The organism is Streptomyces sp. NPDC002513 (assembly GCF_053595355.1).
Genome location: NZ_JBSFXK010000002.1, coordinates 167,939 through 179,996, shown reverse-complemented (window position 1 = coordinate 179,996; position 12,058 = coordinate 167,939). Strand labels below are relative to the sequence as shown.

Sequence of the window (12,058 nt, the reverse complement as noted above, 5' to 3'; positions counted from 1 at the left end):
CCATACTGGCCACTCGGGGCCCGCAAACCTCGCCCATGAGGGAAAGCCCCACGGGACCCTCACGGACGCGCCCCGATTTCCCGGAGGACATCCCGTGACCCGGGTGGCGAAGTGGTACGTCACTCGCCAAGTCGGGCGTCGACGTCGCCGGTGTGCCGCCCCGGAGCGAGGGTGGCGCAGATCACAGCGAGGGCCATTCCGCCGATCAGGAACAGATACGAGCCGACGCCCGCGCCGAACACGAAGTCCCCTTCCGGGCGGCTGGTGGTGAGCAGGACCACGGCGATCATCCAGCCGGCGGCGGGCGCGATGGCCCCCGCCCTCGCCCCCGTGGCCCGCGCGCCCCCGAGGAACAGCCCGGCCGCACCGGCGAGCGCGAGCAGCAGCCCGCCGGGGAACAGGCCGCCCTGGACGAGCGCGCCCGCCACCCCGGTCGCCGCGCCCAGCACGAGGAGACCGGCGTAGGCGGCGGCCCGCTTGGCCGAGGGCAGCGTGAGCGGCTGTGCGAGCGCACTTTGCTGCTTGCCCGTGGGTGTCATGGGGCCACTCCTTCGAACAGGTCCGTCTCGCGGTCGCCGCCCCGCTCGCCGCGCGCCAACTCGTAGTACTCCGTGGTGAAGAGCGGCTGCGCCAGTGCGTTGGAGAGCGCGAACCAGGGTTCCGCGACCTCGATCTGAGTGGCGTGCGCCCGCATCGCCGCGGCCTTCGCGGCAGCGAAGGCGGTGCCGTCGATCTCCGTGGTGACCACCGCGTCGTCGACCACGCCGGGGAAGTCGTCGACGGCCGCCGCACGGGCGAAGGGCGTGGTGCCGAGCGCCTCGCCGAGCCGGGCGAAGGCGGACTCGGCGACCGAGCGCGGCATCCGGTTCCAGTAGACCTTGGGGATCCCCCAGGGCGCGCCGAGGTCCGGCCGGAAGCCGGGGTCGGCGGCCAGGTCGGCGGCGCGCACGGCCACGCGGTGGGCCTGGATGTGGTCCGGGTGGCCGTAGCCGCCGTTCGTGTCGTAGGCGACGAGGACCTGGGGACGGACCTCCCGGACGACCGCCACCAGATGGCCGGCCGCCTCGTCGAGGTCGGCGGACCAGAAGGCGCCCGGGCGGTGGTTCTGCGGGGCGCCCATCATCCCGGAGTCCCGGTAGCGGCCGGGGCCGCCGAGGAAGCGGTGGTCGGTGACGCCCAGTTCCTTCATGGCGGCAGCCAGTTCGCCGGCCCGGTACGGCCCCAGCGTGTCGTCGCGGTCCGGCGCGAGATGCGCCAGCGCGGGCGGGATGACCTCGCCCTCCTCGCCGAGGGTGCAGGTCACCAGCGTCACCAGGGCGCCCTCGGCCGCGTACCTGGCCATGGTCGCGCCGTTGTTGATGGACTCGTCGTCGGGGTGCGCGTGCACCAGGAGCAGACGCCGGTCCGGCAGATCCGTCATGGCACCACCCTACGAGAGCCCCCGCCCGGCGCCCGGGCGCGGCTGCCGGACGCCCGCGTTCAGGCCTCGGGCGCGTCCCGGTAGCGCGGCAGGCCGTCGGTCGGGATCGTCCAGTCGCCGATGGTCACGTCCTCCCCGTAGACGAAGTCCTTGCGGGTGGCGTAGCGGGGACCGTCCGGGGTGAGGTGGATGTCGGAGAGGACGGCGCCGGTCCCGGTGCGGGGGTCGAAGACGGCGTAGACGGGGACGCCCATCAGGGGGTAGTCGCGCATCTTGGAGACCCAGTCGTTGTCCGGGTTGGAGCGGGAGATGACCTCTACGGCGGCGAGGAGCGACCGGGGCTCGAAGGAACCCTCTCCCTCCATCTCCGCCTCGGCGATCACCATCACGTCGGGGCGGCGCATGATGCCCTCGGGTTCGTCCTCCACGTCGGGCTCACCCGTGTGAGCCACGATCTCGTCCGGCATCACCTTCTCAAGGCGTTTGCGCAGGTGCAGGACGGTCAGCTCATGCGGCCCGTTGGGCGCCGACAGGTCGTGGACGATCCCCTTCTTCGTGATCTCGAACCTGCCGGGGGTGGTGTCGTCCAGGGACCGCACGGCCTCCCGCATGGCCCGGTAGACGGGGGAGCCGCCCCGGCGCGCGCTGTCGGGTGCGACGGTCATGACGCTCGCTCTCCGTCCGTGCCCGGGAGATCGGTTCGGCAGTCGCGGCAGCGGCCGGGTCCGGGGGCGCGGAAGGCGCGGTCGCAGGCGTCGCAGGTCTGGAGCGGGTGCCGTACGGGCGGCGGGCCGGCCGGTGCGCGGAACGGGGGCGGGGGTGGCAGCCGGGCGGTGAGGCGGTGGGCCAGGAGGGCTGCCGGGCGCCGCAGCCCTTCCGAGGGCAGGTCGTCGGCCAGCGCGTGCCGTACGGCCTCCGGACTGACGTCCCGCTCCAGCCAGGCGGCGACACCGGGCGCCAGATGGGCCGTGTCGCACGCGGACAGCAGCAGGCGCGGGTCATGGCGGCGGAGGTCCGCGAGGAGGTCGGTCGCGGCCTGGATCAGGGCCGGTGCGGGACGGGCGGGGGCGGGTACCGCCGGGAGCGGCTTGCGCGGTGCGTGCTTCTTCTCGGCCGCCGCCGGCCGGGCGGGCGCGGCACAGACGGGCTCGTCCGCGCGGCGCCGGGCCGACGGCTGGTTGCAGAAGATCGTGCGGGTGACGATACGGCCGCCGGGAACGCGTTCGCGGACGCGCCGGAGGTAGCCGTGGGCCTCCAGCTCCCGCAGGGCGGCGGCGATCCGGGCCGATCCCTCCGGGAAGCGCGCGGCGAGGCTCTTGATGTCGACGCGGGCGCCCTTCGGCAGCGACTGGAGGTGGACCCCGAGCCCGATCGCGAGGAGCGACAACTGGGCGTGCTGGGCGAGGTGGTTGCCGATCACCGTGAAGCGGCTGGTGTGGCGGGTGTTGTCGTGGACGAGTCCGCCGGAGTGGGGGCGCCGATTCGGGTGCCCGTTGCCGGCAATACGGGACTGGGCGTGCGGGGGCACGCTAGGGTGCTGCGTATCCATCAGGAAGACCTGTTTTCTTCCTCGGTGGTCAGGCCCTCGCACTGGGATTGCCCGTCCCGGCGGGGGCCGTCGCATGTCTACGGTTGTATCGCCGAGCGTAGGACAGCCAACGGCCCCCGAATCCAGCCGAGTCAACGATGTTCACCCACCCGAGTGATCGCGGCCCGCGGGCGGGAGGGGTGGGGCTTGGCCGGGTCCTTTCACCCTTTCGTTCCTTGGGAGAGAGCACCCCTGCCTCCGAAGCCCGAACGACCGGGTTCCGGTGGGCCGGGTCGGAAGCCCTTACGCCCTGCGAAAGCCCCCCGCATTCGGCGATGGGAGGGTTTGGGCCAGCCATGGGGGAGAAACACCGGGGTCCTGACCCGTCCTGTGGCCCACCCCCATCTCCGACCCAGCGCAGGGGCCGCCCGGCACTCGCCCCGTCACCCGGGGTGCAGGCGAGACGCGAAGTCGAGTTCCGCCCACACCGTCTTGCGCGGGCGCGGCCCGGAGGACACACCCCAGCGGTCGGCGAGTGCCTCGACGAGAACGAGACCCCGGCCGGACTCGGCGTCGGCGGCCGGCTGCCGGACGCTCGGAAGACGGTCACCCCGGGTGTCGACGACCTCGATCCGGAGGGTGGCGCCGACCACGTAAAGCAGGAGCCGGAAGTCGCGCCCGCAGACGCGTCCGTGGGTGGCCGCGTTGGCGGCCAGCTCGGCGACGACGTGCTCCGCCCGGTCCGTGGGCAGGCCCCAGCTCCGAAGCTGTTCGGTGGCGAGCAGCCGGGCCAGGCGGGCGCCGCGCGGGGTCGGCGACAGCAGCACGACGAAGTTGCGGATCGGCTGGCCGAGTTGGGATTCCGGGGAGGCAGTTCCTTGATTCACGTCACTCAGCGTGGCGGCGTGCGCCTACCGTGAACAGTGACGACGCCCATGCGTACGGTGACTGTCCGGACGTTGTCCGGGCGTGTCCAGCCGGTCCGGAGCGGTCGTGCGCGTTGGAGTCGTGGAAGCACGACGGTACGGCGGAGGGGCGGTACGGCGATGCACGTGGACGGCGAGGCGGTCCGGCTCAAGAGCGAGGCGGATGAGCCGGGTTGGGAGGTGGACCCGGACGACGACTGGGGAGTGGCGGTCGTCGCGACCGTGGGGCGGCAACTGAGGCTGCGGCGGGAGGCCGTGGGGATGCGGGCCGCCGAGTTCGGGGAGGCGGTCGGGTACGGCGAGGACATGGTGTACAAGATCGAGAGCGGCAAGCGGATCCCCCGGCCCGAGTACCTGGACAAGGCGGACCAGGTTTTGGATGCGGGCGGGTTGCTCTCGGCGATGAAGGAGGATGTGGCCAAGGTCCGGTACCCGAAGAAGGTTCGGGACTTGGCACAGATGGAGGCCAGGGCGGTCGAGCTTCAACTCTACGATCCGCTGAACATCCACGGGCTGTTGCAGACGCCGGAGTACGCACGTGCGCTGCTCCTGATGCGGCGGCCGGCGTACACGGAGGCGGAGGTGGAGCAGTTCATCGCCGCACGCGTGGCTCGCAAGGCCGTCTTCGAACGGGGCCCGGCGCCTGAGATCAGCTTCGTCCAGGAGGAGTGGACGCTGCGACGCCCGCTCGGCGGGAAGGCGGTGCTGCGCCGCCAGCTTGAGCATCTGATGGAGGCAGCCCAGTTCCGGAACGTCGAGCTTCAAGTAATGCCGATGGACCGGGAGGAGCACGCCGGACTGGCCGGGGGGATCGAGGTGCTGAAGTTCGACGATGGGTCAGCGGTAGGCCGTTCCCCAGCGGTAGCCAACGGCCGACCGGTCTCCGAACCGAGGCAGCTCCGTATCCTGGAACTGCGGTATGGCATCATCCGGGCTCAGGCTCTCACTCCGCGTGAGTCAATGGCCTTCATCGAGCAACTGCTGGGGGAGACATGATCCGCAACACCTCGGCCGGGGACGCCACTGACCTGGCCTGGTTCAAGAGCAGCTACAGCAGCAGCAGCGAAGGCGACTCCTGCGTCGAGATCGCCACCGCACCCGACACGGTGCACATCCGCGACTCCAAGAACATCACCGGCCCGCGCCTGGCCTTCTCCCCCACCACCTGGTCCGCCTTCGTCCCCTACGTGTCCAAGGGCTGACAGTATGATCCGCAACCCCTCGGCCGAGGACGCCACTGACCTGGCCTGGTTCAAGAGCAGCTACAGCGGCGGCACCGATGGCGAATCCTGCGTCGAGATCGCCACCGAACCCACCACCGTGCACGTCCGCGACTCCAAGAACCCCGGCGGCCCGAGCCTGGCCTTCGCGTCCGCCACTTGGTCGGTCTTCGTCCCGTACGTGGGCGCGTAACCGACAGCCGACGGCGGGCCCGGGGGCATACGCTGCCCCTGGCCCGCCGTCCGCCGCGGCGTCAGAACTTGATGCTTCCGATCATCCCGGCGATGTTCGTCGTCAGGTCGTGGAGGGTGGGGGCGATGGTCGACGAGGCAAGGTAGAAACCGAGAAGCATGCACACGATGGCGTGCCCGGCCTTCAATCCCGACTTCCTGATCAACAGGACGACGATGATGGCCAGCAGCACCACCGCCGAAATCGAGAGTGCCACGGCGGCTCACCTCCAAAGATCCACAGGGACGCGGCGGGGGGTCGGACTATGGGGGCAATGTATCGATGCGGACCCATCAGGAACAGATAGATCCACATCGATGACAGCGGGTTCATACCCACTGTGCGCTAGTGATCATAACTATCCGTGCGTGCGCATCGGTCGGCGCACGGCCGCACAAGGGGGCGCATGGCCAATATGGTCAGGGCATGACGACCGAGCCTGCTTCCTTCCCCCGACGGCACGCGCGGACCCAGCGGTTCACGCTCGGCGCGCCGCGTGCTTTCAGCGTCGCGCCCGACGGTTCCCGGGTCACGTTTCTGCGGTCCGCCTCGGGCACGGACCGCGCACACCAGTTGTGGGTCCTCGATCTGGCGGACGGCACCGAGCGCCTGGCGGCCGACCCCGGCGCGCTGCTGGGGGGCGCCGCCGAGCAGTTGGCGCCCGAGGAGCGCGCCCGCCGGGAACGCAGCCGCGAGGGCGGTGCCGGCATCGTCGGCTACGCCACCGACACGGCCCTGGAACTGGCGTCTTTCGCCTTGTCAGGGCGGCTTTTCACGGCGGAGTTGCGCGCGGGCACGGCGCGCGAACTCCGCGTACCGGGGCCGGTGATCGACCCTCGCCCGGCCCCCGACGGACGGCACATCGCCTACGTCGCCCAGGGCGCCCTGCGCGTGGTCGGAGCCGAGGGCGAGCACGACCGGGCGCTCGCCGAGCCGGAGTCGGGGCAGGTGACCTACGGGCTGGCCGAGTTCATCGCGGCCGAGGAGATGAGCCGTACGCGGGGCTTCTGGTGGTCGCCGGAGTCCGACCGGCTGCTGGTGGCGCGGGTGGACGACACGCCGGTGCGCCGCTGGTGGATCTCCGATCCGGCGCAGCCCGAGCGGGAGCCGCAGCGGGTGGCGTATCCGGCGGCGGGCACCGACAACGCGGACGTCCGGTTGTTCGTTCTCGGCCTCGACGGGGTGCGTACCGAGGTCTCCTGGGACCGGGCGGGCTACCCGTATCTGGCGCGAGTGCACTGGTCAGCGGCGGGTGCGCCGCTGATTCTCGTACAGTCGCGTGATCAGCGCGGCCAGTTGTTTCTGGCCGTGGACCCGGACTCCGGGGCGACGCGGATGGTGCACGCCGAGGAAGATCCACATTGGCTGGAACTTTTCGCCGGGGTGCCCTGCTGGAGCCCCTCCGGTCAGCTCGTGAGGATCGCCGACGAGGGCGGCGCGCGGGTGCTCGCGGTCGGGGAACGGCCGCTGACCGGGGCACAGTTGCATCTGCGGGCGGTGCTGGACGTGTCGGACGACGATGTGCTGGTGACGGCCTCGGCCGGCGAGGCGGCCCGCGATCCGGAGATCGGCGAGATCCATGTGTACCGGGTCAATGAACTGGGCGTGGAGCGTGTGTCGCAGGAGCCGGGTGTGCACGCGGCGGTACGCGCCGGGGGCGTGACCGTGCTCGTCTCCTCGGTGCTCGGGCGCCCGGGTGCCCGGGTTCAGGTGCTGCGGGACGGCAAGCGCATCGCGACCGTGACCTCCCATGCCGAACCTCCGGATTTGTCCCCGCGTGTGACGCTCACCCAGGGGGGCGCACGGAAAATCCCGTGCGCCGTGCTTATGCCTACGGACTACTCCGGTGACACCTCCCTCCCCGTCCTCCTGGACCCCTATGGGGGACCGCACGGGCAGCGAGTGGTGGCCGCGCACCATCCGCATCTGACCTCGCAGTGGTTCGCCGACCAGGGCTTCGCGGTGGTCGTCGCGGACGGCCGGGGCACCCCGGGCCGCTCCCCCGCCTGGGAGAAGGCGGTCAAGGACGACCTCGCGGACGTCGTGCTCCAGGACCAGGTCGACGCGCTGCACGCCCTGGCCGGGGACTTCCCGCTCGACCTGTCCCGGGTCGCGATCCGGGGCTGGTCCTTCGGCGGCTATCTGGCGGCGCTCGCGGTGCTGCGCCGCCCGGATGTGTTCCACGCGGCGGTGGTCGGCGCCCCGGTGACCGATCTGCGGCTGTACGACACCCACTACCAGGAGCGCTATCTGGGACACCCGGGCGAGCAGCCCGACGTGTACCGCCGCAACTCCCTGATCGACGACGCGGGCCTGGTGGACGCCGCCGATCCGGCCCGTCCGATGATGATCATCCATGGACTGGCGGACGACAACGTGGTGGTCGCCCACTCGCTGCGGCTGTCCTCCGCCCTGCTGGCCGCGGGCCGCCCCCACGAGGTGCTGCCGCTGTCCGGGGTGACCCACATGACCCCGCAGGAAGCGGTCGCGGAGAACCTGCTGCTGCTCCAGCGGGACTTCCTCCGGCGCGCCCTGCGTCGCGGCTGATCCACGGCGACCCCGCCGCGGGGCACGGCAACGGGCCGGGATGACATGGAGCATCCCGGCCCGTTCACGGCACCCGCACGGCCGTACGCTGTTCACTCTCCCGCGTCCGTATATCGGAACCGCTTCGGTCGAGTTGCCTGTGTGTTAACGGACTTCCTCCGCGATGATGCGGTCATGCGGGCTCCTGGTGCGGCTCCTCCCCCGGCACCGGGTGCTCGTCGGACGTCCGGTCGCGCGCCGCCTCCTCGGGCGGCACCACCCGCTTCTCCTCCGCGAAGTGGCAGGCCGAGTCGTGCGCGGCCCCTCCTCCCGTCGCCTGGAACCGGTCGGGGACCGCGAGCGGCGGCACCTCCAGGGCGCACCGCTCCCTGGCCTTCCAGCAGCGGGTGCGGAATCGGCAGCCGGAGGGGATGTCCGCCGGGGAGGGCACATCACCGCTGAGGATGATCCGCTCCCGGCGCTCCCGTGCCTCGGGGTCGGGCACCGGGACGGCGGACAGCAGGGCCTGGGTGTAGGGGTGCGTGGGATGCTCGTAGATCTCCGCGTCCCGGCCGGTCTCCACGATCCGTCCGAGGTACATCACCGCGACCCGGTCGGAGATGTGCCGGACCACCGACAGGTCGTGGGCGATGAACACGTACGACAGGCCGAACTCGCCCTGGAGCCGCGCCAGCAGGTTGATCACCTGCGCCTGGACGGACACATCGAGCGCGGAGACCGGCTCGTCGGCGACGACGATCTCCGGGCGCAGCGCCAGTGCCCGCGCGATGCCGATGCGCTGGCGCTGGCCGCCGGAGAACTGGTGCGGATAGCGGTTGACGTACTCGGGGTCGAGCCCCACCACGTCGAGCAGCTCCCGCACCCGCCGGCGCCGCTCCCCCTTGGGCGCGGCCTCGGGATGGATCTCGTACGGCTCCCCGATGATGTCGCCCACGGTCATCCGGGGGTTGAGGGAGGTGTACGGGTCCTGGAAGACCATCTGGATGTTGCGCCGGACCGCCTTCAGGGCGCGCCCGGACAGCCGGGTGATGTCCTCGCCCTTGTACCGGATCGCCCCGGCGGTCGGCCGCTCCAGGGTGACCAGCATCCTGGCGAGCGTGGACTTGCCGCAGCCGGACTCGCCGACGATGCCGAGGGTCTCGCCCCGGCCGAGGGTGAAGTCGACGCCGTCGACCGCCCGCACCGCGCCGATCTGCTTCTTGAAGAGGATCCCCCGGGTGAGCGGATAGTGCTTGACCAGCCCGCTCACCTCCAGGATCGGTTCAGGACCGGCCATCCAGGCACTCCCTCCAGAAGTGGCAGGCGCTCCTGCGGGTGGCGGAGACCTCCTGCAGCGGCGGCACATCTGTGCGGCACACGTCCCGGGCCAGCGGGCAGCGGGGGTGGAAGGCGCAGCCCGGCGGGACGGCCGTCAGGTTCGGCGGCAGGCCCTTGATCGCGTACAGCTCCCGGCCCTTGCGGTCGAGCCGCGGGATGGAGTCGAGCAGGCCCCGGGTGTAGGGGTGGGCGGGCGCCTTGTAGAGGTCGTGCACGGGGGCGGACTCGACGATCCGGCCCGCGTACATGACGGCGATGCGGTCGGCGACGTCCGCGACCACGCCGAGGTCGTGGGTGATGAGGACGAGGCCCATGCGGTACTCGCGTCGCAGTTCCGCGAGCAGGTCCATGACCTGGGCCTGGACGGTGACGTCCAGGGCGGTGGTGGGTTCGTCGGCGATGACCAGGGCCGGTTCGAGCGCCAGCGCCATGGCGATCATGATGCGCTGGCGCATACCGCCGGAGAACTGGTGCGGGTAGTCGCGCACCCGCTGGGCGGCGGCCGGGATCCGGACGCGGTCCATCAGTTCGACGGCGCGGGCCCGGGCGGCCTTCCCCGACATCCCGCGGTGCACCACGAACATCTCGGCGAGCTGGTCGCCGACGGTGAGCACGGGGTTGAGCGCGGACAGCGCGTCCTGGAAGATCATGGCCATGGCGGCGCCGCGGATTCTTCTGCGTTCCTCTTCCTTCAGGGTGAGCAGGTCCTGTCCCCGGAAGAGGACCTGGCCGCCGGTGATCCGGCCGGGCGGCACGTCGAGGATGCCCATGACGGCCTGCGCGGTGACGGACTTCCCGGAGCCGGACTCGCCGAGGACCGCGAGGGTCTCCCCCGCGTCCACGGCGTAGCCGACGCCGTTCACGGCGCGGGCGATGCCGTCCCGGGTCCGGAACTCCACGTGCAGGTCCCGCACTTCGAGCAGCATGACGACGGCTCACCTCAGCTTGGGGTCGAGGGCGTCGCGCACCGCGTCGCCGAGCATGATGAACGCGAGCACGGTGATCGCGAGGGCGCCGGAGGGCCACAGCAGCGCGTGCGGGGCGTTGCGGACGTACGGGGAGGCGGTGGAGATGTCGATCCCCCAGGACACGCTCGGCGGCCTGAGCCCCACCCCGAGGTAGGACAGGGTCGCCTCCAGCGCGATGTAGGTGCCGAGCGCGATGGTCGCCACGACGATCACCGGGGCGACGGCGTTGGGCGCGATGTGCCGCAGCAGGATGCGGGCGGGAGAGGCGCCGAGGGCGCGGGCGGCCTGGACGTAGTCGTTCTGCCGGGCGGTGATGACCGAGCCGCGGGCGATGCGGGAGATCTGCGGCCAGCCGAGCAGCACCATGAACCCGACGACCGGCCAGACCGTGTTGCTGGTCACGACCGAGAGCAGGACCAGGCCGCCGAGCACGACCGGGATCGCGAAGAAGATGTCGGTGGTGCGGGAGAGGAGCGCGTCCCAGCCCCCGCCGAAGAACCCGGCGAGAGCGCCGAGGACCGAGCCGAGGAGCGCGACGCCGAGGGTGGCGCAGACACCGACCGTGACCGACGTACGGGCGCCGTGCACGGTCCGGGTGTACACATCGCAGCCCTGCCCGTCGAATCCGAACGGATGCCCGGGCTGGGAGCCCTCCTGCGCCTTGGCCAGATCGCACAGGAGGGGGTCGCCGGGGGCGATCAGGGACGGCCAGAGCGAGATCAGGACGAGGAAGAGGATCACGAGCGCGGAGACGAGGAAGACGGGGTTGCGGCGCAGATCGCGCCAGGCGTCGGACCACAGGCTGCGCGGCCTGCCCGCCGGGCCGGTGCCCTGCGGTCCGCCGGGTGTCCGCTCCAGCGTGGTCGCCTCGCTCGCCGCCAGGTCCATGGCGCCGCCCATCCCGGTTCCCGCGATGGCGCCCTCGGGCTCGTACGGCTGCTGCTCAGGCATAGCGGATCCTCGGGTCGAGTACGGCGTACAGCAGGTCGACGAGCAGGTTGGCGGCCAGGAAGACCAGCACCAGCACGGTCACGAAGCCCACGACCGTCTGGGTGTTGTGCCGGAGGATCCCCTGGTAGAGCTGGTAGCCGACGCCGTGGATGTTGAAGATCCGCTCGGTGACGATGGCGCCGCCCATGAGGGCGCCGATGTCGGTGCCGATGAAGGTGACCACGGGGATGAGCGAGTTGCGCAGCAGATGCCGGATGATCACCCGGCGGCGCGGCAGCCCCTTGGCGACGGCCGTGCGGACGTAGTCGGAGCGCCGGTTCTCGGCGATGGAGGTCCGGGTCAGCCGGGTGACGTAGGCGAGCGAGACGGAGGCGAGGACGAGACCGGGCACGATCAGCTCGTCGAGGGGGGCCAGGGGGGAGACCGACGGCCTGACCCAGCCCCACTCGACCCCGAGCAGCAGTTGCAGCAGCAGACCGGTGACGAAGGTCGGCACCGAGATCACGACGAGGGTGAGCAGCAGGACCGAGGTGTCGACGGGCCGCCCGCGGCGCATGCCGGTGACCACGCCGAGCGCGATCCCGATGACGATCTCGAAGAGGACCGCGACCACGGTCAGCCGGATGGTGACCGGGAAGGCCGTCCCCATCAGCTCGGTGACCGGCTGTCCGTTGAAGGCGGTGCCGAAGTCGCCGGTGAAGACGTTGCCCATGTAGGTCGCGTACTGCTGCCATACGGGCTTGTCGAGGCCGAACTCCCGGCGCAACTGGGCCGCCGTGGCCGGGTCGCACTGCCGCTCGCCGCACAGGCCCGCGATGGGGTCGCCCATCACGTTCACCATCAGGAAGATCAGCAGGGTGGCGCCGAGGAAGACCGGGATCATCTGCAGCAGACGCCGGATGACGTAGCGTCCCATGGGGCCTCCGGGGGTAGGGCCTGGCCGTGGGGC

General features: G+C 71.4%; 14 protein-coding genes. 4 read left to right on the top strand and 10 right to left on the bottom strand.

The genetic code is table 11. The features are described 5' to 3' along the window. Positions 1-119: 119 nt before the first annotated feature. The 5 genes from ACWD5Q_RS02280 to ACWD5Q_RS02260 all read right to left on the bottom strand — a co-directional run bounded on the left by ACWD5Q_RS02280 (position 120) and on the right by ACWD5Q_RS02260 (position 3,835). Positions 120-539, bottom strand: coding sequence for a DUF6113 family protein (locus tag ACWD5Q_RS02280; RefSeq protein WP_451425095.1), 420 nt, complete (start codon positions 537-539; stop codon positions 120-122). Beyond that, positions 536-1,420: an N-acetyl-1-D-myo-inositol-2-amino-2-deoxy-alpha-D-glucopyranoside deacetylase gene (gene mshB / locus ACWD5Q_RS02275; protein WP_451425094.1), complete on the bottom strand. Its 885-nt coding sequence runs from the start codon at positions 1,418-1,420 to the stop codon at positions 536-538. The genes ACWD5Q_RS02280 and mshB overlap by 4 nt, the downstream gene beginning before the upstream one ends. A 59-nt stretch (positions 1,421-1,479) precedes the next feature. After that, a complete protein-coding gene (locus ACWD5Q_RS02270; protein ID WP_451425093.1) occupies positions 1,480-2,085 on the bottom strand; it encodes a Uma2 family endonuclease in 606 nt (201 codons plus the stop codon). Further along, positions 2,082-2,969, bottom strand: a complete 888-nt coding sequence (locus ACWD5Q_RS02265) for a helix-turn-helix domain-containing protein (RefSeq protein WP_451425092.1) — start codon at positions 2,967-2,969, stop codon at positions 2,082-2,084. Before ACWD5Q_RS02265 ends, ACWD5Q_RS02270 begins: the two co-directional genes overlap by 4 nt. A gap of 422 nt (positions 2,970-3,391) precedes the next feature. Next, positions 3,392-3,835: an ATP-binding protein gene (locus tag ACWD5Q_RS02260; RefSeq protein WP_451425091.1), complete on the bottom strand. Its 444-nt coding sequence runs from the start codon at positions 3,833-3,835 to the stop codon at positions 3,392-3,394. A gap of 159 nt (positions 3,836-3,994) precedes the next feature. On the opposite strand from ACWD5Q_RS02260, the gene ACWD5Q_RS02255 reads away from it, so the two are divergent. Genes ACWD5Q_RS02255 through ACWD5Q_RS02245 form a run of 3 tightly spaced genes read left to right on the top strand, consistent with a single transcriptional unit; the run spans position 3,995 to position 5,287 of the window. Next, on the top strand, positions 3,995-4,870 hold the full coding sequence (locus ACWD5Q_RS02255) for a helix-turn-helix domain-containing protein (RefSeq protein WP_451425090.1): 876 nt from the start codon (positions 3,995-3,997) through the stop codon (positions 4,868-4,870). After that, complete coding sequence (locus tag ACWD5Q_RS02250) at positions 4,867-5,076, top strand: DUF397 domain-containing protein (RefSeq protein ID WP_451425089.1); 210 nt, start codon at positions 4,867-4,869, stop codon at positions 5,074-5,076. The genes ACWD5Q_RS02255 and ACWD5Q_RS02250 overlap by 4 nt, the downstream gene beginning before the upstream one ends. A gap of 4 nt (positions 5,077-5,080) precedes the next feature. Continuing rightward, on the top strand, positions 5,081-5,287 hold the full coding sequence (locus ACWD5Q_RS02245) for a DUF397 domain-containing protein (protein ID WP_451425088.1): 207 nt from the start codon (positions 5,081-5,083) through the stop codon (positions 5,285-5,287). A gap of 61 nt (positions 5,288-5,348) precedes the next feature. On the opposite strand, the gene ACWD5Q_RS02240 is transcribed toward ACWD5Q_RS02245, so the two are convergent. Further along, positions 5,349-5,543: a hypothetical protein gene (locus tag ACWD5Q_RS02240; RefSeq protein ID WP_451425087.1), complete on the bottom strand. Its 195-nt coding sequence runs from the start codon at positions 5,541-5,543 to the stop codon at positions 5,349-5,351. 209 nt (positions 5,544-5,752) lie between these two features. Here ACWD5Q_RS02240 and ACWD5Q_RS02235 point away from each other — a divergent pair, with 209 nt between their 5' ends. Continuing rightward, positions 5,753-7,873 carry a prolyl oligopeptidase family serine peptidase gene (locus ACWD5Q_RS02235; protein WP_451425086.1) on the top strand — a complete coding sequence of 707 codons (2,121 nt, stop codon included), beginning with the start codon at positions 5,753-5,755 and terminating at the stop codon, positions 7,871-7,873. 172 nt (positions 7,874-8,045) lie between these two features. Here the strand turns inward: ACWD5Q_RS02235 and ACWD5Q_RS02230 are convergent, their stop codons facing one another. Genes ACWD5Q_RS02230 through ACWD5Q_RS02215 form a run of 4 tightly spaced genes read right to left on the bottom strand, consistent with a single transcriptional unit; the run spans position 8,046 to position 12,025 of the window. Then, complete coding sequence (locus tag ACWD5Q_RS02230; RefSeq protein ID WP_451425085.1) at positions 8,046-9,149, bottom strand: ABC transporter ATP-binding protein; 1,104 nt, start codon at positions 9,147-9,149, stop codon at positions 8,046-8,048. Next, the gene (locus ACWD5Q_RS02225) at positions 9,136-10,116 is read right to left on the bottom strand and encodes an ABC transporter ATP-binding protein (RefSeq protein WP_451425084.1); all 981 of its coding nucleotides are present in this window, start codon (positions 10,114-10,116) and stop codon (positions 9,136-9,138) included. The genes ACWD5Q_RS02230 and ACWD5Q_RS02225 overlap by 14 nt, the downstream gene beginning before the upstream one ends. Before the next feature lie 9 nt (positions 10,117-10,125). Next, complete coding sequence (locus ACWD5Q_RS02220) at positions 10,126-11,109, bottom strand: ABC transporter permease (protein WP_451425083.1); 984 nt, start codon at positions 11,107-11,109, stop codon at positions 10,126-10,128. After that, complete coding sequence (locus ACWD5Q_RS02215) at positions 11,102-12,025, bottom strand: ABC transporter permease (protein ID WP_451425082.1); 924 nt, start codon at positions 12,023-12,025, stop codon at positions 11,102-11,104. The genes ACWD5Q_RS02220 and ACWD5Q_RS02215 overlap by 8 nt, the downstream gene beginning before the upstream one ends. Positions 12,026-12,058 lie beyond the last annotated feature (33 nt).

Bases quoted from the DNA above. Each gene is read 5' to 3' on its own strand.
- ACWD5Q_RS02225 (WP_451425084.1), bottom strand. From the start codon at position 10,116: ATGCTGCTCGAAGTGCGGGACCTGCACGTGGAGTTCCGGACCCGGGAC.
- ACWD5Q_RS02270 (WP_451425093.1), bottom strand. From the start codon at position 2,085: ATGACCGTCGCACCCGACAGCGCGCGCCGGGGCGGCTCCCCCGTCTAC.
- ACWD5Q_RS02230 (WP_451425085.1), bottom strand. From the start codon at position 9,149: ATGGCCGGTCCTGAACCGATCCTGGAGGTGAGCGGGCTGGTCAAGCAC.
- mshB (WP_451425094.1), bottom strand. From the start codon at position 1,420: ATGACGGATCTGCCGGACCGGCGTCTGCTCCTGGTGCACGCGCACCCC.
- ACWD5Q_RS02245 (WP_451425088.1), top strand. From the start codon at position 5,081: ATGATCCGCAACCCCTCGGCCGAGGACGCCACTGACCTGGCCTGGTTC.
- ACWD5Q_RS02215 (WP_451425082.1), bottom strand. From the start codon at position 12,025: ATGGGACGCTACGTCATCCGGCGTCTGCTGCAGATGATCCCGGTCTTC.
- ACWD5Q_RS02250 (WP_451425089.1), top strand. From the start codon at position 4,867: ATGATCCGCAACACCTCGGCCGGGGACGCCACTGACCTGGCCTGGTTC.
- ACWD5Q_RS02255 (WP_451425090.1), top strand. From the start codon at position 3,995: ATGCACGTGGACGGCGAGGCGGTCCGGCTCAAGAGCGAGGCGGATGAG.
- ACWD5Q_RS02220 (WP_451425083.1), bottom strand. From the start codon at position 11,109: ATGCCTGAGCAGCAGCCGTACGAGCCCGAGGGCGCCATCGCGGGAACC.
- ACWD5Q_RS02280 (WP_451425095.1), bottom strand. From the start codon at position 539: ATGACACCCACGGGCAAGCAGCAAAGTGCGCTCGCACAGCCGCTCACG.
- ACWD5Q_RS02235 (WP_451425086.1), top strand. From the start codon at position 5,753: ATGACGACCGAGCCTGCTTCCTTCCCCCGACGGCACGCGCGGACCCAG.
- ACWD5Q_RS02265 (WP_451425092.1), bottom strand. From the start codon at position 2,969: ATGGATACGCAGCACCCTAGCGTGCCCCCGCACGCCCAGTCCCGTATT.